Consider the following 19,552-nt stretch of genomic DNA (forward strand, 5'->3'; position numbering starts at 1 on the left):
GCACTGGTGGGCCACAATGAATCGGATGGCAAGCCTTCCCCCCTCCGCCGACACCGCAGGCGCCGCCCCCAGCGACCGCCTCTGGCTGCGCTCCGAGCTGATGGGCACCCAGGTGATCACCCGCGACACCGGGCGGCGTCTGGGCGTGGTGGGCGAGGTGGTCGTCGACATCGACCGCCGCGAGGTGGTGGCCCTGGGGCTGCGCGACAACCCCCTCACCCGCTTCCTGCCCGGCCTGCCCCGCTGGATGCCCCTGGATCGCATCCGCCAGGTGGGCGATGTGATTCTGGTGGATTCCGCTGATTCGCTCACCGAAGGTTTCAACCCGGAGCGCTACAGCAAGGTGATCAATTGCCAGGTGATCACCGAATCCGGGGAGCAGCTGGGGCGGGTGCTGGGTTTCAGCTTCGACATCGAAACAGGCGATCTCGCCACCCTGGTGCTCGGAGCCCTCGGCTTACCGCTGCTGGGCGAAGGCGTGCTGAGCACCTGGGAGCTGCAGGTGGAGGAAATCGTCAGCAGCGGCCCCGATCGGATCATTGTTTACGAGGGCGCCGAGGAGAAGCTCAAGCAACTGGGCACCGGCCTGCTGGAGAAGCTGGGCATCGGCGGCCCGGGCTGGGAGCAGGAGGAGCGCGACCGCTACCGGCTGAACATGGTGCCGGTGGAGAATCAGCTGGCGGCTGGTCAGGCCAGCGAACAGGCCCAGCGCCGCATCCAGCCCGCCACCACCCGCGCCTTCGAGCCCGAGGAGGAGCTCGAATACGTGGAGCTGGAGGGGCGCCAGCAGGAACCCCTGCGCCAGCGCCGCTACCTCGACGACGAGGAGCGCTACGGCGACAGCAACTACAGCGCCAGCAACCGTGATGAGCGCGACCGTGATGGCCGCCCCCGCGCCACTGGCCGCGACCAGGAGCCCTACCGCGACGAGCGCTTCCGAAGCGAACGCTTTGGCAACGACAACGAAGCAGGTCGTGATGACCGCTACGACCGCGAACGGCTGGCTCCCAGCGAGCGCTACGACGAACCCTCTCGCACGCGCTTCAATCGCACCGATTCCAGCGGCTCAGATGACAGTTGGTCCAATTCAAACCGAACAGCCTCCAATCGTTCCCAGGGCAGCCGCCCGGAACCTAGTCGCAGCCTTGATGAGCGTCTGGATCCCTTGTTAGCCGAAGCCGCCCCGCGGGAGCTGCCGATCCAACCGCGTCCCCCCAGCCGTCGCTCGCCCCTGCAGGAACCCCTGGACGTCGAGCCTGAGCCCTTCGATGACGAGGATGTGCTCGCCGCCCCCCCCCGCGGCGAAGGCCGGAGCGCCCCGATCGACGACCCCTGGTGAGCGAGCGAGGGGCAGGCCCATGCCGCCCTCAGCCGCCTGCCGCCGGCCGATCCTCGAACGTCAGCGAGGCTGAATTGACGCAGTAGCGCTCACCCGTGGGCCGGGGTCCATCGGGGAACACGTGCCCCAGATGGGCCTCGCAGCGGGCGCAGCGGATCTCCGTGCGACTCATGCCGTGGCTGCGGTCCACGATGCGGGTGATGGCGCCGGGGGCCGCCCCGTCCCAGAAGCTGGGCCAGCCGGTGCCCGACTCGAACTTGGTCGCCGAAGCGAACAGCTCCGCCCCGCAACAGACGCAGCGGTACATCCCTTCGCCCTTGTGGTTCCAGTAACGGCCGCTGAAGGCCCGTTCGGTGCCGCCCCGGCGGGCCACCTGGAACTGTTCCGGCGTCAGCCGCTCGCGCCAGGCCTCCTCGGAGCGCTCATCGCGCGCCAAGCCCGAGGGCAGGGCACAGCCGGAGGGGGCAGTGTTGAGCGGGTCAGGGCCGGAAACCGACATCGGGGCTGAGAAGAGCGTGTCTCCAGGCTAGGGAGCGGTTCGGGGCGCCGGCAGCAGCTCTCGCACCAGCCGCGACAGGGCCGCCACGGCCCCGGGCTGGCCCCGCAGGCTGCGCAGGTCCTCGCGCACGCCCTCAAGGCGCTGGGGGTGCTCCAGCCAGTCCAACGCCTCCGCGGCGATCTCAGCCGGCGTGATCGCCCCCACCCGCTCGGGCACCACCAGCCGTCCGGCAGAGATGTTGGGCCAGGCCAGATAGCCCCGGTTCCGCATGCGCCAGGCGGTGAGCGCCACCCCCAGCAGCCAGCTCAACAGCGGCAGGCGGGCCAACAGCCCCAGCCAGCCGTCCCAGGCCTGCATCACGTGCAGATGCTGGGTGGGCACCAGCACCAGCATCGGCACCGCCAGGGCCCCCAGCTCGGCGGTGTTAGCCCCCACGGTGGTCAGGGCCAGGACGCACTGGCTGAGGGCGCCGTGGGCGGGCTGCTCCTCCACCAGGCGAATCAAGGTGCCGGCGGGGGTCTCCAGCCAGCGCGCCCCCGCCGCCTCCCGCAGCTCCGGAGCCCCCTGGCTGTAGGACGACTGCAGCGGGTTGGACGGCCCCCCGTAGCGCAGCAGCTCCTCGACGCTGGTGGTGGGGGCCACCGGCAACAGGAAGCGGCAGCCGGGGCGCTGCGCCCGCAGGCGATCGGCGGTGTCCAGCAGAAAGGGCACCCCCACCTGGAGCTTGGCCCGCTTGGAGCCGGGCATCAGCGCCACCCACTCCCCGGGGGGCAGGGGCGCGTCGCTGCGCGCCGACTCCGAGAGATCCGCCATCAGATCCCCCACCACCTCGCAGCGGGGCCGCCAGCGCCGGGCCAGCCGGCCGGCGGCCTGGGGGCCCATGGCGGCGATGCGGTCGTTCCAACGGGGCCAGCGGACCACCCACTCGGCGTAGGTGAGGTGGCGGTAGCCGAGGCGCCAGGAGAGCAGCACGGTCCAGAACTGATCGCCGCCGAGGAACACCACCACCCCATGATCCGGCCAGGGGCCATGGCGGCGGGGCCGCAGCAGCAGCCACCAGAAGCGCTCGGCGGGCAGCACCCGGCTGAACAGCCCCATGCGCCGGGCCACCTGCGCTTCCGAGCCGGTGGCGTTGGGGCAGGGCACCAGCACCAGCTGCAGATCGATCGCTGCCGCTGGGGCCAGCGGGCGCAGGGGCACGTCCCGGTGCAGCCGACGGGCGAGGGGGCGCACCCAGGTGGCCAGCTCGCCGGGACCGTTGCAGACGAGCACGATCACGGCTTCAGCCGGAGCGGCGCCGGCAGGCGCGGTGCCAGGGAGCATGGGCTCACGGGAACCCGAACCCGGCTGTGCAGCAGTCACGGAGGGGGGCCGGGTTGTGGAGAAAGAAAAATGCGGATGACGAGACTTGAACTCGTAAGGCCGAAGCCACACGCCCCTCAAACGTGCGTGTCTACCAATTCCACCACATCCGCGTGGGCGGCTGGCTTCGAGAAGCCCTCCGGCTGAGCAATATACGCATCAGCTTCCTCAGTGAGCGCTGATACAGTCCGCAGCGGCCTGCCCTTGCTCTGCCGCTCCGGATGCCCATCGGCAAATTGCTGATCGCCAACCGCGGCGAGATCGCTCTCCGGATCCTGCGCAGCTGCCGCGAGCTCGGCATCCCCACCGTTGCCGTCTACAGCACGGTCGACCGCAACGCCCTGCACGTGCAACTGGCCGATGAGGCCGTCTGCGTGGGCGAAGCCCCCAGCTCCAAGAGCTACCTGAACATCCCCAACATCATTGCCGCCGCCACCTCCCGCGGCGCCGATGCGATCCACCCGGGCTATGGCTTCCTGGCGGAGAACGATCGCTTCGCCGAAATCTGCGCCGCCCACGGGCTCATCTTCGTGGGACCCTCCCCCGAGGCGATCCGGGCGATGGGCGACAAATCCACCGCCAAGGCCACCATGCAGGGCGTGGGCGTGCCCACCATCCCCGGCAGCGAAGGCCTGCTGAAGAGCCCCCAGGAGGCGGCCAGGCTGGCGGGGGCCATGGGCTACCCGGTGATGATCAAGGCCACCGCCGGTGGGGGCGGCCGGGGCATGCGCCTGGTGAACGAAGCCGAGCAGCTCGAAAGTCTGTTCAAGGCGGCCCAGGGGGAGGCCGAGGCGGCCTTCGGCAATCCGGGCCTCTACATGGAGAAATTCATCGACCGGCCCCGCCACGTCGAGGTGCAGATCCTGGCGGACCGCCACGGCAGCGTGGTGCACCTGGGGGAGCGCGACTGCTCGATCCAGCGCCGCCACCAGAAGCTCCTGGAGGAGGCCCCCAGCCCCGCCCTCGACCCTGAGTTGCGCCGGCGCATGGGCGAGGCGGCCGTGGCCGCCGCCCGCAGCATCACCTACGAAGGCGCCGGCACCGTGGAGTTCCTGGTGGACCGCGGCGGTGACTTCTATTTCATGGAGATGAACACCCGCATCCAGGTGGAGCACCCGGTCACCGAGATGGTCACGGGCATCGACCTGATCGCCGAACAACTCCGTATCGCCGCCGGCGAGCCCCTGAGCTTCCGCCAGGAGGATGTGAAGCTCTGCGGCCACGCGATCGAGTGCCGCATCAACGCCGAGGATCCCAGCCAGAACTTCCGCCCGGCCCCCGGCAGGATCACCGGCTGGCTCCCCCCCGGTGGTCCGGGGGTGCGCGTGGACAGCCACGTCTACACGGGCTACGAGATTCCGCCCTTCTATGACTCCTTGATCGGCAAAGTCATTGTCTGGGGGACTGATCGGGACCATGCCCTGCGGCGCCTGCGCCGGGCCCTCTCGGAATGCGCCGTCACCGGCATCCCGACCACGATCGAGTTCCACCTGGCTCTGCTGGATCGGCCCGAGTTCCAGCGCGGCGACGTGCACACCAAGTTCGTGGAACAGGAGATGCTGCCGCCCCCTCCTGGCCGTTAATCGGCCGCTGAACGACCGCTGACCCGTTCCTAGCCGACAGCGGCCAGGTCCTGGCTGCGGATCAGCACCAGGGTGAGCAGTCCCTGCTGGCCCACCAGCAGTTCCCGCAGCAGGCTGATCAGCCCCACCCAGATCACCGGAGTGACATCGACGCCGCCGATCGGCGGCACCAGCCGGCGGGTGAGCGCCAGCAGCGGTTCGGTGGGCCAGCCCACCACCGCCATCAGCCCGCGGCTGAGATCCACCTGGGGGTACCAGGTGAGCACGATCCGAAACAGGAACAGCAGCGTCCAGGCCGCCAGCAGCAGGCCGAGAACCAGCTGCAGGGCCGGGAGCACGGCCAGCAGCCGCTCGAGAGGCAACGAACGATCACCCGTCACAAAGCCCTAAGCGCAGGGGGCTTCATCGTAGGAAGTGGCCCTGCCTACCTAGGATTTCAGCACAGCTGAGTGCGCCATGACCCCTTCCCTCGCCAGTTTCCTGAACAGCCTCGCCTGGGGCGCCGTGATCGTGGTCGTGCCCATCGCTGTCGCCCTGGTGTTCATCAGCCAGAAAGATCAGGTTGACCGGAAGCTCTGAAGCCGCTGGCTTCGGCCGCCAGGGTCCCTAAAGTGTCCTAACGGGTTCTCCTTGCGGAGAACGTGATCAAGCGTTCTGCCTGAGGAGCTTCAGCCGTGGTCAATGCCAGCCTGAATTGGGCCAGCATCGTCGGCATTGTGCTGGCGGTGGGGGGAGCGCTGCTGTACTTCATGCGCAGCTTCAAGCCCGCCCTCGCCCGCGACTACGACGTCTTCTTCGCCGCCATCGGCCTGCTCTGCGGCGGCATCCTCTTCTTCCAGGGCTGGCGCCTGGATCCGATCCTCCAGTTCGGCCAGTTCCTGCTGGCGGGCACCACGGTGTTCTTCGCCTATGAGAGCGTGCGCCTGCGCGGGGTGACCACCGAACAGGCCCGCCGCTCCTCCTTCCTCGACGACGACGAGCCCGGTCCCGGGCCGCGCATGGGCGGCGGCCGCGACCAGTGGGGCACCGACAACGACCGCTTCGATGAGCCGGAGCCCCTGCGCCGCCGCATCCGCTCCCGCGGTGAGGAGCTCCCCGATGACGACCTCTACCGGCCCAGGCGGCCGGCCCGCACCGCCATCCCCGAGCGGGCCGCCAGCCGTGGCCCCCGCCCCGCCGATGACTGGGACACCCCCGGCAGCCGGCCCCCCGCTCGCCCCGAGCCCACCTACGAACCCCGCGCCAGCCGCTACAGCGCGGGAGCCTCCGCTGAGGCAACCTCGGGCCCATCCGCCTTCGGCACCCGCCGCCGGGAGCGCGACGAACCTCGCCGCGGCAGCCGCCCGGTGGCCAGTGCCGACAACCTGCCCCGCTCCAGCCGCCGAGGGGGCCCTGGCGGCGAGCCCAGCCCCGGTCGCGGCACGGGCCTGGGGGCCTCCGGTGTGCCCCAGGGTTCACCGATCAGCGACGCCGATTTCACCCCGGTGCGCCCCAGCTCCCGCCCCGGTGCCCCACGGCCGGAAGCCCAGGGCCCCCGCCCAGGTGGAGCCGCCTCCCGCCCCAGTGAGCCGCCCGCCGGTGGCCTGCGTGACAACAGCTCCCGCTTCGACGACTGACCGTGCCAGCGCCGCGGCCTCATAGGGCCGCCTCCGGTCTGCTCCTGCTGGCCCTCGGCCTTACGCTCTCCAGTTGCGCTCTGCTCACTGGAGTGCGACGCCAGGCGGCGGCGCCGCTGGGTCTGGGGATCGAAGGCCGCGAAGACCCCGCCCTCAGCGGCGATGGCCGCTACCTGGCCAGCGTGGTGGAACGCGGTAGCCGCCGCACGGTGCTGCTGCAGGAACGCCAGAGCGGCCGAATCCTGCCCCTGCGCCACCTCGGGGGCCAGCAGCCCCACAGCTCCCCGTCGTTGAGCTGGAACGGGCGCTATCTGGCGGTGGTGGTCCAGCAGGGCGCCAAGCGGCTGGCCCTGATCGAAGACCGGGCCACCGGGGCACGCCATCCGCTCTATCTGCCGGGTGATCTGGAACCCGAGCGCTTGAGCCTGGCCCCGGATGGTCGCCGCATCGCCCTCGAGCTCCTTGACCAGGGCCGCTCGCGGGTGGAGGTGTTCGATCTGGGGGCGCTGCTGGAGCCGGACCTGGCCCCGGGGCAGGGCCTGAGCGGCTCGCCCCCATGAGGGGTGACACCGTGAAACAGGCCCTGACGAGCGCGGCGCTGCTGCTGCTGCTCGCGGGCTGCGGCGGCACGCCGCTCCAGCCCATGGGTGGCCTCAACGAGCAACTGCAGCGCGCCGGCAACGGCCGCGCTCCCTCGCTGGGCCTTGGCTGGCTGGCCTGGATCAGTGGCCGTGCGGGCCGCGAGCAGGTGCAGCTGGTGGAACTGAGCCGTGGCGCCCCGGTGCCCCTGCCGGGTCTCAATCGACCGGACGCCCAGCCCCTGAGCGTGAGCGTCGATGGGCGCGGCGAACGGCTGGCCTTGGTGCGCCAACTGGATGGACGCACCGAACTGGTGCTCTACCGCCGCAGTTTGCAGACCCTGCAGCCCTTGCCGATGGAGCCTCCGGGCGTGCCGCGCCAGGTGCAACTCAGCGCCAATGGGCGCCTGCTGGCGGTGCAGGTGAGCCGGGGCGGCCTCTGGCAGGTGGACCTGATCGAGTTGCCCTGAACGGGCTGCCCTGAAGTGGCCCAACAACGCCTGTCAGGACGGCACAAGACCCGCCCAGCTCAGGAAACTCTGGTGGCTGAGCGCTTCGATCAGGAGCACGGCGGCGAAACCGACCATGGCGAAACGGCCGTTGACACGCTCGGCGTAGGCGCTCCAGCCGAAGGCCGGCACATCGCCGGTGGTGGCGCTGGTGGCCGGGGTCTCCTTTGTTGGCGCGGAGGGATCGTCGCTGGGGGAGGGACTCATGGTGGGTTCAGTTCTGGGTGAAGTCATGCTCGGCAGCGGGCACCAGCCGCCAGCTGCCGTTGCCATCGAGGGCCAGCACGCGGGTGTGGAAATCGGCCAGGGTGGGGCGGTGGCCCACGCTCACGAAGGCCATCTCCCGATCCCGCAGCAGGGCATAGAGGTGGCGCTCGGTGCTCACATCGAGGGCGCTGGTGGCCTCATCGAGCACCACGAAGCGGGGCGAATTGAGCAACAGGCGGGCGAAGGCCAGCCGTTGCTGCTCCCCAAGCGACAGCAGCCGAGGCCAATCGAGCTTGATGTCGAGGTTGGGATAGCGGTTCACCAACTCGCCCAGACGCACCTCCTCGAGCACGTTGCGCAGGTGGTCGTCGCTGAAGCGATCGGGCTGCAGCGGGTAGCAGAGCTGCTCCCGCAGGCTGCCCAGGATCATGTAGGGCTTCTGGGGAATGAACAGCAGATCGGCCAGGGCCGGCCGTTGGATGCTGCCCGCCGCCGGCGCCCACAGGCCACTCACCAGCCGCAGGAAAGAGGTCTTGCCGCAGCCGCTCGGCCCCACCACCAGCAGCCGCTCCTGGGGGGTCACCTCGACGCTCAGGTCGTGGATCAGCACCCGGCCGCTGCCGGGGGGCACCAGGTCGATGTGCTGGACGACGATCGCATCGACAGCGGGGCCGTCGCCGGCGGCTTCCAGGGCGATGGCGGCGTCGCTGCTGGCCTGGCTGGCGATCTCCTCCACCCGGCCCTGGAAGCTCTCCAGACGGCTGATGCTGGCTGAAAAGGCCGCCAGTCGATCGATGTTGTTGACGATGTAGCTGACCGAAAACAGCACCTGGGAGAAGGCGATGCTGGCCTGACCGAAGACGCCGAAATCCACCTCCTTGGCGAAGTAGATCGGCGCGATCACCAGCCAGGGCAGGAAGCGGGAGAAGTAGTCGTAGGAGCGCTGAATCACCTGGATCAGCGCCTCCCAGATGATCAGGCCGTTGTAGTTGCGGATCGCCCCCCCCAGCCGCCGCTCCGCCTCCTGGGCCTCCTGCTTCTCACCGCGGTAGAAGGCGATCGACTCGGCGTTGTCGCGGATGTGAACCAGGCCGTAGCGAAAGTCGGCCTCCAACTTGAGCTGCTGGAAGTTGAGCTTCACCAACTTGCGGCTGGCGAACACGATCAGCGCCGTGCCGCCCACGGAATAGGCCAGCAGCAGCAGGGCGAGCTTGGAGTTGATGCTCCAGAGCACGATGATGAAGCTGAAAAAGGTGAGCAGCGCCGCGAGGATCTCAACGGTGACGCTCAAGCTGGTGCTGGTGAAACTGGCCGTGTCCTGGGAGATCCGCTGGTCGGGGTTGTCGATCTCCGAAAACGATTCATCGTTCGGATCGAGAACGTAGTAGGCCCGGTTCGAGAGGTAACGGGTGATCAGGCGTCCACTCAGCCATTCCCGCCACAGCAGCCCCAGCTTGGGAATCAGATAGCTCTGGATCGCCCGGATCGGCAGGGCGAGCACCAGGCAGAAGGCATAGATCGCGACGGTCTTCCAGAACCCATCCCTGTCGTAGGCGACCAGGGTGTTGTCGACGTTTCGGGCGATGAAGCTGATGCCGACGTTGATGCCGTTGATCACCAGGATCAGCAGGGCGATGACCCCCAGCAGCACCCAGGGCAGCCAGCGGCCCTGACGCAGCTTGGAGCGCTGACTGCCGAACACCAGAAGACCGGCCACGAAGGCCGCCAGGACCCCTGGACCGATGGGGCCACGCCAGAGGGCACTCACCTGCTCGGGCACACCGGGCAGAAAACGGCCGCGGAGCTCCGGGATCAGGGCGCCGGTGGCGGCCACGGTGCCGGTGAGCAGCAGCAGGGTGAGGCCCACCACCACCGCCAGCAGGGCGACCACCAGCAGCAGGAATTGCCAGGGGCTGGTGTCCTCAACGGGGAGGAAATAGGGCTGGGCCAGGCGCTGCAGCTTGCCGAGCTGGTCGCGGAAGGCTTTCAGGGGACCCATGGACCGCTGCATGTGGCGCCATTGTCGCCGCTGGAGGTGCGGGCTGCGGCCCAACGGGCTACCCAGGCGGCTAGCCGGGGGGCCAGGCCAGGGGGCGCCCGCCGATCACGTGCACATGCAGATGAAACACGGTCTGGCCCGCCCCGGCGCCGTTGTTGATCACCGTGCGCCAGCCACTCAGCCCCTCGGCGGCGGCCACCTTCGCCGCCACCCGCAGCAGGTGGCCCAGCAGGGGTGCGTCGTCATCGCTGGCATCGGCCAGGTTCACCAGGGGCTGGCGCGGAATCACCAGCACGTGCACCGGCGCCTGGGGATTCACATCGCGGAAGGCCAGGCAGAGCTCATCGCTGTGCACCGGATCGCAGGGGATCTCCCCCCGCAGGATGCGGCCGAAGATCGTGTCGCTGGGGGCGTTCGATGCGGTGGGGCTGGGGTCGGCCATGGCGCCGGCGAGGCGGTCGGTGGGACAGAAGGTGGCACTGGAAAGGGCAGTGAGACCTTGATTCGATGCTGGCACGGTGCAGCGGAGCCGCCCTCCAGGGCCTCGACGGGGTCGAGGTGAGCGTGGAGGTGGACATCGCCCCGGGGCTGCCGGGGCTGTCGATCGTGGGACTGGCGGATGCGGCCGTGCAGGAATCGCGGGAGCGGGTGCGGGCCGCCCTGCGCAACGGCGGTTTCCGGGTGCCCCTCACCCGGGTGGTGGTGAGCCTGGCACCGGCGGACCTGCGCAAGGAGGGCCCCGCCTTCGACCTCCCGATCGCCCTGGGGCTGCTGGTGGCCAGCGCCCAGCTGCCGGCAGAGCAACTGGCGGGCATCTGGTGCGCCGGTGAACTGGGCCTCGATGGCCGCCTGCGGCCCGTGCGCGGAGCCCTGGCCCTGGCCCTGGCCGCCCGGCGCTGTGGCGCGCGGGCCCTGGTGCTTCCGGCCGCCAACGGGGCCGAGGCCGCCCTGGTGAAGGGGCTCACGGTGTGGTGCGCCGGGAGCCTGGCCCAGGTGGTGGCGCTGCTGGCGGATCCCGCCCAGGCCAGCCCCTGCAGGCCCTTGCCTGCCCAGGGGGTGCCGCCGACCCTGGATCTCGCCGATGTGAAGGGCCAACCCCACGGCCGCCGTGCCCTGGAGATCGCCGCCGCGGGCGGCCATCACCTGCTGCTGGTGGGTCCCCCTGGCAGCGGCAAGACGATGCTGGCCCGGCGCCTGCCGGGGCTGCTGCCGCCGTTGGAGCAACCCGAAATGCTGGAGCTCACCCAGCTTTATTCGGTGGCGGGGCTGCTGGGCGGCCATGGCAGCCTGCTGAGCCAACGGCCCTTCCGCGCCCCCCACCACGGCTGTTCCGGGGCGGCCCTGATCGGCGGCGGCGCCATCCCCCGCCCCGGGGAACTGTCGCTGGCCCACTGCGGGGTGCTGTTCCTCGATGAACTGGCGGAATTCCGCCGGGACGTGCTCGACCAGCTGCGGCAGCCCCTGGAGGAGGGGGAGGTGTGGATCAGCCGCACGCGGCAGCGCAGCCGCTTCCCGGCCCAGGTGGCCCTGGTGGCCGCCACCAACCCCTGCCCCTGCGGCTGGTTCGGGGATCCGGAGCGGGTCTGCAGCTGCGGCGAGCAGCGACGCGAACGCTATTGGTCGCGGTTGTCGGGGCCGCTGCTGGACCGCATCGATCTGCAGGTGATCGTGCGCCGGCTGGAGGCGGAGCAGCTGGTGGCGGACTTCGAGCCCCGAGCGAGCCCCGGCCACCAGAGCGAAAGCAGCCGACTGGTGGCCCAGCGGGTGCGGCAGGCCCGCGCAAGGATGTCGCAGCGCAACCCCGGGGGCTGCGCCAACAGCCTGCTGGGCGGCGCCGACCTGCGCCGCCACAGCCATCTGATCCCCAAGGCCCTGGCGCTCTGGGAGGGGGCGATCCGTCAGCGGCGCCTGAGCGCCCGCTCCGCCGAGCGGCTTCTGCGGGTGGCGCGCACGATCGCCGACCTGAACGGCGAAGGCTCCATCGGCGCCGAAGCGGTGGCCGAGGCCCTCACCTTTCGCTCCTTCGATCGCCCCTAAGCCAACTCAGCGTCGACGGGGATGGTCGCGGTAGGGCTGCACCCCCACCAACGGCGGAGGCGGTGCTTCGCCCGGGTGGGGATGGCCGAAGGTGTAGCCAAGCGCGCTGGCGAACCAGTGGGTGAAATCACGGATCAGGTGGCCCATGGCCATGCTCCGGGGAACATCTCCATGCTGATCATTCCAGCCTCAGCCGGGGATGGGTGAAAACACCCGTTCAGCGGCGGCGGCGGCGCTGCTGGGCCTTGCGCTTGTACTTCTCGACCGGGGTTTCGTGGTGACGCAGGCGCTTGAGGTCAGCGAAGATGCCCGCCTTCGACACCTGGCGCTTGAAGCGCCGGAGAGCGGATTCAATTCCTTCGTTTTCGCCGACGGTGACCTGGGTCATGAAGCAGGGATAAGGCCGAGATGGACGATGGTAGCAAGCGCCCTTCCTGGGACTTCAACTGGCGGGACGGGTGGGCGGCGTGGGGGGCACCGGGGGCTGCTGGGTGAGGGCCTCGGTGGGCCAGGAATCGCGGTAGACGTAGACGTGGCCCAGGGCGCGGGCACCGAAGTGCCGGCGCATCAGCTTCCAACCCGGCTCGGGCACCAGCTGCAGGAAGCCGGAACCGGGGCCGCCGGTGCGGGCCACGACCATCTCGGGTCCTGGATTGGATTTGGTCGGCGAGGCCAGCAGGAAGGTGTCATTCGCCTGGCGCACCACGCTCAGGCGGTAGACGGTGCCCAGATCACTGCCGCCCACCCGCAGGGAGTAGCCGTTGCCATCGATGAAGCGATTGCAGATGCCGGTGAAATCGAAGCTCCCCAGCAACGGATCCACCTGGGCGGGGGCGGCGCCGGCGGTGGCGAAGCAGGGGCGCCGATTGCTGACCTGCTCATAGATGTTGAGCTGGGCCCGCTCGCCCGAGCCGATCGGGGCCGCCACCAGCACGAAACGCTCCTGGAGCACGTCGCGGGCGTCGAACAAGGCCCCCTGGGAGACCACCACCGGCATGGTCTTCGCCACCGCGGGGGAGGGGAGGCCAGCGGCACCTGGTGCCACGGCTGCCGGATTGGCGCTCGACGGGGCAGCCTTCAGAGGAACAGCTGTTAGCGGGAGAGCTTTTGTAGGAGCAGCTGTAACGGGAACAGGTTCAGTGGAAACAGCCTTTAAGGGAACAGCCTTTGGGGGAACAGCCTTCGCCGGTCCAGCGTCCGCCAGGGGAGTCACCGCAACGGCAGGAACCGGCGTCTTGACGGCCTGGGCCAGGGCCCGCGGGGCCTCCGCGCCCACGAATCCCGTCGCCACAACGGCCATGGCCAGGGGGAGCAACACGGGAGGAACGGTGCGTTTCACGACAACAGGGACGGCGATGGGGAGATCGTAGAAGTGCTCCCGCCCAGCGCCAGGGGGCTCAGACCGGGTTGTTGAGACGAATTGCGACCAGCAGGCTTATGGCAGTGCCGGGCAGGCTGAGCCCGAGGATCAGCCCGGTGAGGGTGACCCCCAGATCAGGGTCGCCGTAGGCCAGCTCGAACACCGATCCGGTGGCGGCGATGCCGAGTACGCAGGCCAGGGCCAGGAACAGGCCGGCCAAGGGTTTCATCGGCATCGGTTCAGCGGATGGAGCGGACGTGGGTGCGGTCGAAGCCCCTCTCCTGCAGCTCCTCATTGAGGCTGAGTTCATCGGTGACCCGGTCCACGAACAGCACACCGGTGAGGTGGTCCATCTCGTGGAGAACACAGCGGGCCAGCAGACCGTCGGCCTTGAGGCGGCGGGGGCGGCCCTGTTCATCGCGGAAGCTCAGCTCCACGGCGCTGGGCCGCACCACATTGAGGTAGACCCCGGGGATGCTCAGGCAGCCTTCCTCATAGGTTTCGAGCGAACCACTGGTGGTCGTGATCTCCGGGTTGATCAGCACCAGGGGCGGGGTGGCGGCGTTCTCCAGATCCAGATCGATCACCAGCAGCTGCCTGTTGACCCCCACCTGGGGGGCGGCCAGGCCGATGCCGCGGGCGGCGTACATGCTCAGCAGCATGTTCCGGGCCAGCTCCCGCACCGACTCATCCACCTTGCTGATGCGCTTGGCGGGCGCGCGCAGGGACTGCTCCCCCAGGGTGTGAATGCGCAGGGGCGGGCTGTCGAGGGGTTCCTTGGACACCTGCACGCCCCGGTTGGTCTGCTCCGCGGTGCGGGCCATCTGGGCGAAGAGGCTGGCCACGACACCACCTGAAACGATGGATCGATTGTAGGAGCCGTGCCGGAGGGCCAGTTGAGCGACGGGCGCAAGCCACGGGCGGCCCCCAGCGCCGGGATCCGGCCGCTGCCCATCGAGCTGGCGGTGGGCCTGACCCCGGCGCTGAAGGAACCCCACTGGCTCCAGGGCCGGCTGTTCTGGCTGGAGCAGCGACCCCAGGAGCAGGGCCGCACCACCCTGCTTGTGCGCCAGCGCCCCGATGCCGAGGCGGTGGAGCTGACACCGGGACCCTGGAACCTGCGCAGCCGCGTGCATGACTACGGCGGCGGGGTCTATGCCCTCGGTGAGTGGCACGGGGCCAGCAAGGAACCGGAACGTCTGGCGGAGCCCCTGGCGGTGTTCGTCCACGACGGCGACCGCTGCCTCTGGCGTCTTGACCTGGGCCCAACCCTCGCCGGCGGCCCAGGCAAGGCCGAGGGCCATGCGCCACCGGAACCCCAGCGACTCACCCAACCGGGTGCGCGCGCCTTCGCCGATGGCCTGATCGATGGCGCCCGCCGGCGCTGGATCGGGGTGATGGAAGAAGGCGGCCGCGACCAGCTGGTGGCGGTGGACCTGGCGGGGGGGGAACCGGTGCGGCTGCACACCCCTGCCGATTTCTGCGGCTACGCCGCCCTCAGCCCCTCCGGCCGGCACCTGGTGTGGGTGGAGTGGCAGCAGCCGTTCATGCCCTGGGAGCGCAGCCAGCTGTGGTTGGGCCGACTGGAGGCCAGCGGCGCCCTGGTGGAGGCCCGGGTGATCGCCGGATCGGGGGAAGCAGACCGCCATGGGATCTCCGTGTTCCAACCCCTGTGGCTGCCGAACGGGGATCTGGTGGTGGCCAACGACCGCAGCGGCTGGTGGAACCTGGAGCGCCTGGCGGGGGCTGATGGGCTGAAGGCCGCCGACCGGCTGGAGACGGTCCCCACCATCTGGCAGCCGCTGCTGGAGGTGGAGGCCGAATTCGCCATGCCCCAGTGGGTCTACGGCATGGCCACCACCGCCTGGGACGGGGAGCAGCTGGTGGCGGCCGCCTGCAGGCAGGGCCGCTGGGAGCTGGGACGGATCGTCCTTCCTGAAGCCCCTGGAGCCAGCGGCCGCTGGCAGCCCCTGGAGCTGCCCTTCGACGATCTGGCCCATGTGGTCGCCGAAGGCGGTCGGCTGGCCTGCATCGCCAGTGGTCCCACGGCGGGCCAGGGACTGCTGGCGCTGGAGCTGGCCACGGGCCGCTGGAGCCATCGGCCTGCCGGTGCGAAGCCCCTGCCGGCGGAACTGATCAGCCCACCCGAGCCCCTCTGGTTCGCGGGCTACGGCAACGCGCCCACCCACGCCTGGTACCACCCGCCCCTCGGGGGCGCGCATTCAGGCTCGCCCCTGCTGGTGAAGGGGCACAGCGGCCCCACGGCCATGGCGCGCACGGGCCTGAACCCCGTGATCCCCTACTGGACGTCGCGGGGGTGGGGAGTGGTGGATGTAAACTACGGCGGCTCCACGGGCTTCGGGCGCGCCTACCGCGAGCGGCTCGATGGCCAATGGGGCGTGGTGGATGTGGTCGACTGCGCCGCCGCCGCCTTGGCCCTGGTGGCAGCCGGCAAGGCGGACCCGGAGCGGATCGCGATCGAGGGGGGCAGCGCCGCGGGCTTCACGGTGCTGGCGGCCCTCTGCTTCACCGACGTGTTCCGCGCCGGCGCCTGCCGCTACGCCGTGGCCGATCTGGCGGCGATGGCCGAAGACACCCACCGCTTCGAGGCGCGCTACCTGGATGGGCTTGTGGGACCCTGGCCCGCGGCCAGGGAGCTCTATGCGCAACGTTCACCCCTGGAGCACGCCGGCCGGATCCGCTGCCCGGTGATCTTCTTCCAGGGCCTCGACGACCAGGTGGTGCCACCCGAGCAGACCGAGCGCATGGCCACCGCTTTGCGGGCCAACGGCATCGAGGCGGAGGTGCACCTGTTCCCCGGGGAGGGCCACGGCTTCCGCAGCGGAGCGGTGCAACGCCAGGTGCTGGAGGCCAGCGAAGCCTTCTTCCGCCGCCAGTTCGGCCTCCCCGCTCTCCCATGAACGATCTCGCCCCCATGCTCCTGGCGGCCTGGCAGACCTGGGGAGCCACCGTGCTGGTGGCGGTGGCGGGCCTGGCCGTGCTGCTGGCTCTGGGGCGACTGCTCGGCAACGCCCTGGGGCTGCACCTGCTGGGCATCCCCGAAGCTCTGCTGGCCGGGGCGATCGGACTGGCGGTGGCACCCACGGGCCTGGTGCCGCTGGTGCCCGAACCGGTGATCGCCCTGTGGTCGGAGCTGCCCACGGCGCTGCTGACGCTGGTGTTCGCCTGCCTGCTGCTGGGCAAGCCGCTGCCGAACCCGGCGGGGTTGTGGCGGCCGCTATCGGCGCAGGTGCTGATGGCGCTCACCCTCGCCTTCGGCCAGTACCTGGTAGCCGGGCTGGTGGTTCTGCTGCTGCTGCAACCCTGGCTGGGGGTGAGTCCGCTGATGGCCTGCCTCATTGAGGTGGCCTACGAGGGCGGCCACGGCTCAGCCGCGGCGATGGGGCCGATCTACGCCGATCTGGGCTTCCCGGGGGGCGAGGCCCTGGGGCTGGCGCTCTCCACGGTGGGGCTCCTGGCGGCCACGTTGGTAGGCGGGCTGGTGGTTGTCTTGGGGCGCGCCCGAGGCTGGCTGCTGGCAGACCGGCAGGAGCCTGTGGTCGTTCCGGTCTCGAACGACCTACCGGCAGAGGCTGCTGCGATCGCCAAGCCATCAGCTCAGGCTGTGTCCAGCCCCGGCAGCGCCGAGCGCTGGGCGGTGAACCTGGCCCTGACCGGGGTGGCGGTGGTGATGGGCTACCTGCTCTGGACCTCCCTGGGCTTGGTGGCGGATCAGCTGGGGGGTGGGTTCAAGCTGGTGATCGATGCCCTGCCGGTGTTCCCGCTGGCCCTGGCGGGTTCGCTGCTGGTGCGGTTGGTGCTGGAGAAGACCGGCAAGGGGCACTGGACCTCGGCGCCGATTCAGAGCCTGGTGAGCACCCTGGCGGCGGATCTGCTGATCACAGCGGCCACCGCCTGCCTGGATCTTTCACTCTTGCGGCACGACTGGCTACCTCTGACCGTGCTGGCGACGGTGGGGCTGGCCTGGAATCTGGGGGTGCTGCTGCTGCTGGCGCCAAGGATCCTGCCGGCCCCCTGGTTTGAGCGCGGGATTGTGGAGTTCGGCCAGGGCACGGGGGTGGCCGCCAGCGGATTGCTGTTGCTGCGCATGGCCGACCCCGCCGATGACTCCGACGCTCTGCCAGCGTTCTCGATCAAGCAGCTGATCCTGCAGCCCCTGATCGCCGGCGGTGTGATCACGGTGGGCGCACCGCTGGCGGTGATGAGCATCGGGCTGCCAGCCTGGACGGCGCTCTGCCTGGTGCTGGTGGTGACTTGGATCAGCCTGGGGCTGTGGCTGGCCCGCCGCTAGCGCTAACGCACCATGGCCGCCACGTTGCCGCCGTCGACCGTGAGCAGGGCGCCGGTGGTGCGTTCCATCCGCGCCAAAGCCACGAAGGCCTCAGCCACATCGCTGGCGCGCACCTCCTGGCCGAGCAGATTGCCGCCCATGTAGTCCGCCTCCGTGAGACCCCTGGCGGCGGCGCGCTCCTGGATCATGGTGTCGTCGAGCAGGCCGGAGCGGATGCGATCGGCGTTGAGGCCGTTGGCGCGGATCCCCTTGGGGCCACCCTCGAGGGCGTATTGGCGCATGAGGGCCAGCAGGGCCGCCTTGGCGATGCCGTAGGCGCCGAACGCGGGGCCGGGGTTGAGGGCCTGCTTGGAGACATTGAACAAGAGCTGGCCGCCGAAGCCCTGGTCTTCGAACACCGCCACCGCCGCCTGGGCCACGTGCTGGTGGGCGAAAAAGTTGAGCTCGAAGCTGGCGCGCAGGTCGCTGTCAGGGAGCTGGGCGATCGGGCCACTCCAGGCGGCCCCGGCGTTGGAAACGACGATGTCGAGGCCACCGAAGTGGGCGCAGGCGGCGGCGAAGGCGGCGCGCACCGCCAACGGATTGGTGACATCACACCCCAGGCCCAGGGCCAGCGGCCCGCAGGCGGCCGCCGTGGCCCCTGCCCCTTCGCCATCGAGGTCGAGCACCACCAGATCGGCCCCGTGGGCCGCGAAGGCCCGGGCGGTGGCGGCGCCGATGCCGCCGGCCCCGCCGGTGACCAGCACCACCTGACGGGCCAAGGGTTTTTCGGAGCCCTTGCCTAGCTTGGCCTGCTCCAGGCTCCAGTACTCCATGTCGAAGGTGTCGTCTTCGCCCACGGGCCGAAAGGAGCCAAGGGCTTCGGCGGCCAGCAGGGTGGCGGCCCAGGCGCCGGCGATGTCGGCGGTGACAGAAGCGGCGGCGGCGCTGGCCCCCACCCCAATCAGGCCCAGCCCCGGCAGGGCCAGCACCCGGGGCAGGGGATCAAGGGGCTTTTTGATCCCGCCGACGCGGGCGTTCTGGCGCGCGAAGTAGGCCTGGTAGTCGGGGATGTAAGCCGCCAGGGCCCGCTCTGCGGCGGCGGCCCAGGCAGTTAAGGCCTCGGCGTCGCCGGCGGGCGGTGCGGGCGGCAGCACCAGGGGGCGGGCCTTGGTGCGGATCACGTGGTCGGGGGTGGCAACGCCCCGGGTGGCCCAGTCAGCCAGGCGCTGGTCGTTGACCACAGCGAGGGCGGGCCCATCGGCGCGCAGATCCAACAGCCAGTGGGAGCGGAGGCCTGCGGCGCCGGCGGCCCGGCCCAGGGCCCCGCGCAACAACGGCAGCAACGCCGCCGCAGGAGCGGCGGGGCTCAGCAGGGGAAGCGGCTGGAACGAGCGCTCCACCTGGCCCAGGGCGCGTTCGGCCTCCCCCACCAGCGCAATCATCCGCTCGTAGCTCTGCTTGGCCGTGGATCCAAAGGAGAAGAGGCCGTGCTGCAGCAGCACCATCCCCTCCAGCTCCAGGCCCTGCTCAGCAGCCCGGGCCGCGGCCGCCTCATAGGCCTCCGCGGCCGCCTTGGCCAGGGCAAAACCGGGCATCACATAGGGCACGATCGCCACCCGATCGCCGTAGATCCGGCGGCAGACCGCTTCGGCGTCGGGCTGATCCGCCAGCGCCAGCAGGGCGATCGAGTGGGTGTGGTCCACGAAAGGATGGGGCAGGAAGGCGTGCAGCAGCGCCTCCACCGAGGGGTTGGGGGCAGCCGGGTCGATCAGGTTCTGGCGCTGGGCCGCCACCATGTCCTCATCGCTCAAAGCCGCCAAGGCGCGCAGGGCGAGCAACGGCTCCAGGCGCACGGCGGGATGGCCGGGGGGCTCGATCGTGGCGAGGTCCCAGCCGGAGCCTTTGACGCACAGCACCGGAATCGATTCCCCCAGCAGCCCCGAGACGCTCGTTTTCACCGAGGTGTTGCCGCCGCCGTGCAGCACCAGCTCCGGATCGGACCCCAGCAGCCGCGCCGTGAAGGTGCGCAGCGCCAGGGCCTCGGAAATTCCGGAGGCGCCATAGCGCTCAACGGCCGCAGCGGCGCCGGCGTCCGACCAGCGGTTACGGGCGGGCATGGGCGCAGGGGTGCGGTGGTGGCGCCTGGAGGCTACGGGGGGCGGGGGCAAT

The 19,552-nt window shown here is 70.3% G+C and carries 21 protein-coding genes and 1 tRNA gene; 9 read left to right on the forward strand and 13 right to left on the reverse strand.

The features are described 5' to 3' along the window. Nucleotides 1-25: 25 nt before the first annotated feature. Nucleotides 26-1,339, forward strand: a complete 1,314-nt coding sequence (locus KBZ13_RS12840; RefSeq protein ID WP_255009723.1) for a PRC-barrel domain-containing protein — start codon at nt 26-28, stop codon at nt 1,337-1,339. Nucleotides 1,340-1,367: 28 nt separating this feature from the next. Here the strand turns inward: KBZ13_RS12840 and msrB are convergent, their stop codons facing one another. From msrB to KBZ13_RS12855, 3 genes are all read right to left on the reverse strand, one after another. Continuing rightward, a complete protein-coding gene (gene msrB, locus KBZ13_RS12845; protein WP_255009725.1) occupies nt 1,368-1,838 on the reverse strand; it encodes a peptide-methionine (R)-S-oxide reductase MsrB in 471 nt (156 codons plus the stop codon). 27 nt (nt 1,839-1,865) lie between these two features. Then, entirely contained in the window at nt 1,866-3,161 is a 1,296-nt protein-coding gene (locus KBZ13_RS12850; RefSeq protein ID WP_255009727.1) for a glycosyl transferase, read from the reverse strand. A gap of 70 nt (nt 3,162-3,231) precedes the next feature. After that, nucleotides 3,232-3,313, reverse strand: a tRNA-Leu gene (locus tag KBZ13_RS12855). A 108-nt stretch (nt 3,314-3,421) separates the two neighbouring features. Here KBZ13_RS12855 and accC point away from each other — a divergent pair. Beyond that, entirely contained in the window at nt 3,422-4,783 is a 1,362-nt protein-coding gene (gene accC, locus KBZ13_RS12860) for an acetyl-CoA carboxylase biotin carboxylase subunit (protein ID WP_255009728.1), read from the forward strand. 29 nt (nt 4,784-4,812) lie between these two features. Here the strand turns inward: accC and KBZ13_RS12865 are convergent, their stop codons facing one another. Beyond that, nucleotides 4,813-5,163 carry a YggT family protein gene (locus tag KBZ13_RS12865; RefSeq protein ID WP_255009731.1) on the reverse strand — a complete coding sequence of 117 codons (351 nt, stop codon included), beginning with the start codon at nt 5,161-5,163 and terminating at the stop codon, nt 4,813-4,815. Between the two features lie 76 nt (nt 5,164-5,239). On the opposite strand from KBZ13_RS12865, the gene psbX reads away from it, so the two are divergent. From psbX to KBZ13_RS12885, 4 genes are all read left to right on the forward strand, one after another. Then, nucleotides 5,240-5,362: a photosystem II reaction center X protein gene (psbX, locus tag KBZ13_RS12870; RefSeq protein WP_255009733.1), complete on the forward strand. Its 123-nt coding sequence runs from the start codon at nt 5,240-5,242 to the stop codon at nt 5,360-5,362. Between the two features lie 95 nt (nt 5,363-5,457). Then, a complete protein-coding gene (locus tag KBZ13_RS12875) occupies nt 5,458-6,399 on the forward strand; it encodes a Ycf66 family protein (RefSeq protein ID WP_255009735.1) in 942 nt (313 codons plus the stop codon). A gap of 2 nt (nt 6,400-6,401) precedes the next feature. Further along, on the forward strand, nt 6,402-6,959 hold the full coding sequence (locus KBZ13_RS12880) for a Tol biopolymer transporter periplasmic protein (RefSeq protein WP_315859636.1): 558 nt from the start codon (nt 6,402-6,404) through the stop codon (nt 6,957-6,959). Continuing rightward, nucleotides 6,956-7,447, forward strand: a complete 492-nt coding sequence (locus KBZ13_RS12885) for a TolB family protein (protein ID WP_255009737.1) — start codon at nt 6,956-6,958, stop codon at nt 7,445-7,447. Before KBZ13_RS12880 ends, KBZ13_RS12885 begins: the two co-directional genes overlap by 4 nt. A gap of 33 nt (nt 7,448-7,480) precedes the next feature. Here the strand turns inward: KBZ13_RS12885 and KBZ13_RS12890 are convergent, their stop codons facing one another. The 3 genes from KBZ13_RS12890 to KBZ13_RS12900 form a co-directional block, all read right to left on the reverse strand. Then, complete coding sequence (locus KBZ13_RS12890) at nt 7,481-7,693, reverse strand: chlorophyll a/b-binding protein (protein WP_255009739.1); 213 nt, start codon at nt 7,691-7,693, stop codon at nt 7,481-7,483. A 7-nt stretch (nt 7,694-7,700) separates the two neighbouring features. Next, the gene (locus KBZ13_RS12895; protein ID WP_255009742.1) at nt 7,701-9,692 is read right to left on the reverse strand and encodes an ABC transporter ATP-binding protein/permease; all 1,992 of its coding nucleotides are present in this window, start codon (nt 9,690-9,692) and stop codon (nt 7,701-7,703) included. Between the two features lie 70 nt (nt 9,693-9,762). Next, nucleotides 9,763-10,134 (reverse strand): histidine triad nucleotide-binding protein, encoded by a 372-nt coding sequence (locus KBZ13_RS12900; protein WP_255009879.1) that lies wholly within the window; start codon nt 10,132-10,134, stop codon nt 9,763-9,765. Nucleotides 10,135-10,199: 65 nt separating this feature from the next. On the opposite strand from KBZ13_RS12900, the gene KBZ13_RS12905 reads away from it, so the two are divergent. Continuing rightward, nucleotides 10,200-11,729 (forward strand): YifB family Mg chelatase-like AAA ATPase, encoded by a 1,530-nt coding sequence (locus KBZ13_RS12905; protein ID WP_255009743.1) that lies wholly within the window; start codon nt 10,200-10,202, stop codon nt 11,727-11,729. A gap of 6 nt (nt 11,730-11,735) precedes the next feature. Here the strand turns inward: KBZ13_RS12905 and KBZ13_RS12910 are convergent, their stop codons facing one another. From KBZ13_RS12910 to def, 5 genes are all read right to left on the reverse strand, one after another. Beyond that, the gene (locus KBZ13_RS12910) at nt 11,736-11,876 is read right to left on the reverse strand and encodes a hypothetical protein (RefSeq protein WP_255009745.1); all 141 of its coding nucleotides are present in this window, start codon (nt 11,874-11,876) and stop codon (nt 11,736-11,738) included. A gap of 70 nt (nt 11,877-11,946) precedes the next feature. Next, nucleotides 11,947-12,117, reverse strand: coding sequence for a 30S ribosomal protein S21 (rpsU, locus tag KBZ13_RS12915; RefSeq protein WP_010304532.1), 171 nt, complete (start codon nt 12,115-12,117; stop codon nt 11,947-11,949). Nucleotides 12,118-12,171: 54 nt separating this feature from the next. Continuing rightward, entirely contained in the window at nt 12,172-12,774 is a 603-nt protein-coding gene (locus tag KBZ13_RS12920; RefSeq protein WP_409995658.1) for a DUF3747 domain-containing protein, read from the reverse strand. Between the two features lie 352 nt (nt 12,775-13,126). After that, nucleotides 13,127-13,324: a hypothetical protein gene (locus KBZ13_RS12925; protein WP_255009747.1), complete on the reverse strand. Its 198-nt coding sequence runs from the start codon at nt 13,322-13,324 to the stop codon at nt 13,127-13,129. Nucleotides 13,325-13,328: 4 nt separating this feature from the next. Next, the gene (gene def, locus KBZ13_RS12930) at nt 13,329-13,934 is read right to left on the reverse strand and encodes a peptide deformylase (protein ID WP_255009749.1); all 606 of its coding nucleotides are present in this window, start codon (nt 13,932-13,934) and stop codon (nt 13,329-13,331) included. 51 nt (nt 13,935-13,985) lie between these two features. Between def and KBZ13_RS12935 the strand changes: the two genes are divergently transcribed. Continuing rightward, on the forward strand, nt 13,986-16,010 hold the full coding sequence (locus KBZ13_RS12935) for a S9 family peptidase (RefSeq protein ID WP_409995659.1): 2,025 nt from the start codon (nt 13,986-13,988) through the stop codon (nt 16,008-16,010). Next, complete coding sequence (locus KBZ13_RS12940) at nt 16,007-17,401, forward strand: sodium/glutamate symporter (protein WP_255009750.1); 1,395 nt, start codon at nt 16,007-16,009, stop codon at nt 17,399-17,401. The genes KBZ13_RS12935 and KBZ13_RS12940 overlap by 4 nt, the downstream gene beginning before the upstream one ends. Nucleotides 17,402-17,403: 2 nt before the next feature. Here KBZ13_RS12940 and KBZ13_RS12945 read toward each other — a convergent pair whose 3' ends face one another. Further along, nucleotides 17,404-19,500: a bifunctional aldolase/short-chain dehydrogenase gene (locus tag KBZ13_RS12945; RefSeq protein ID WP_255009752.1), complete on the reverse strand. Its 2,097-nt coding sequence runs from the start codon at nt 19,498-19,500 to the stop codon at nt 17,404-17,406. Nucleotides 19,501-19,552 lie beyond the last annotated feature (52 nt).

The sequence above is a fragment of the Cyanobium sp. ATX 6F1 genome, assembly GCF_024346315.1.
Lineage (GTDB): Bacteria > Cyanobacteriota > Cyanobacteriia > PCC-6307 > Cyanobiaceae > ATX-6F1.

Excerpts from the sequence above, each read along its gene's own strand:
- KBZ13_RS12840 (WP_255009723.1), top strand. The coding sequence starts at position 26 with ATGGCAAGCCTTCCCCCCTCCGCCGACACCGCAGGCGCCGCCCCCAGC.
- msrB (WP_255009725.1), bottom strand. The coding sequence starts at position 1,838 with ATGTCGGTTTCCGGCCCTGACCCGCTCAACACTGCCCCCTCCGGCTGT.
- KBZ13_RS12850 (WP_255009727.1), bottom strand. The coding sequence starts at position 3,161 with ATGCTCCCTGGCACCGCGCCTGCCGGCGCCGCTCCGGCTGAAGCCGTG.
- accC (WP_255009728.1), top strand. The coding sequence starts at position 3,422 with ATGCCCATCGGCAAATTGCTGATCGCCAACCGCGGCGAGATCGCTCTC.
- psbX (WP_255009733.1), top strand. The coding sequence starts at position 5,240 with ATGACCCCTTCCCTCGCCAGTTTCCTGAACAGCCTCGCCTGGGGCGCC.
- KBZ13_RS12885 (WP_255009737.1), top strand. The coding sequence starts at position 6,956 with ATGAGGGGTGACACCGTGAAACAGGCCCTGACGAGCGCGGCGCTGCTG.
- KBZ13_RS12890 (WP_255009739.1), bottom strand. The coding sequence starts at position 7,693 with ATGAGTCCCTCCCCCAGCGACGATCCCTCCGCGCCAACAAAGGAGACC.
- KBZ13_RS12895 (WP_255009742.1), bottom strand. The coding sequence starts at position 9,692 with ATGGGTCCCCTGAAAGCCTTCCGCGACCAGCTCGGCAAGCTGCAGCGC.
- KBZ13_RS12900 (WP_255009879.1), bottom strand. The coding sequence starts at position 10,134 with ATGGCCGACCCCAGCCCCACCGCATCGAACGCCCCCAGCGACACGATC.
- KBZ13_RS12905 (WP_255009743.1), top strand. The coding sequence starts at position 10,200 with ATGCTGGCACGGTGCAGCGGAGCCGCCCTCCAGGGCCTCGACGGGGTC.
- KBZ13_RS12910 (WP_255009745.1), bottom strand. The coding sequence starts at position 11,876 with ATGGGCCACCTGATCCGTGATTTCACCCACTGGTTCGCCAGCGCGCTT.
- rpsU (WP_010304532.1), bottom strand. The coding sequence starts at position 12,117 with ATGACCCAGGTCACCGTCGGCGAAAACGAAGGAATTGAATCCGCTCTC.
- KBZ13_RS12925 (WP_255009747.1), bottom strand. The coding sequence starts at position 13,324 with ATGCCGATGAAACCCTTGGCCGGCCTGTTCCTGGCCCTGGCCTGCGTA.
- KBZ13_RS12940 (WP_255009750.1), top strand. The coding sequence starts at position 16,007 with ATGAACGATCTCGCCCCCATGCTCCTGGCGGCCTGGCAGACCTGGGGA.
- KBZ13_RS12945 (WP_255009752.1), bottom strand. The coding sequence starts at position 19,500 with ATGCCCGCCCGTAACCGCTGGTCGGACGCCGGCGCCGCTGCGGCCGTT.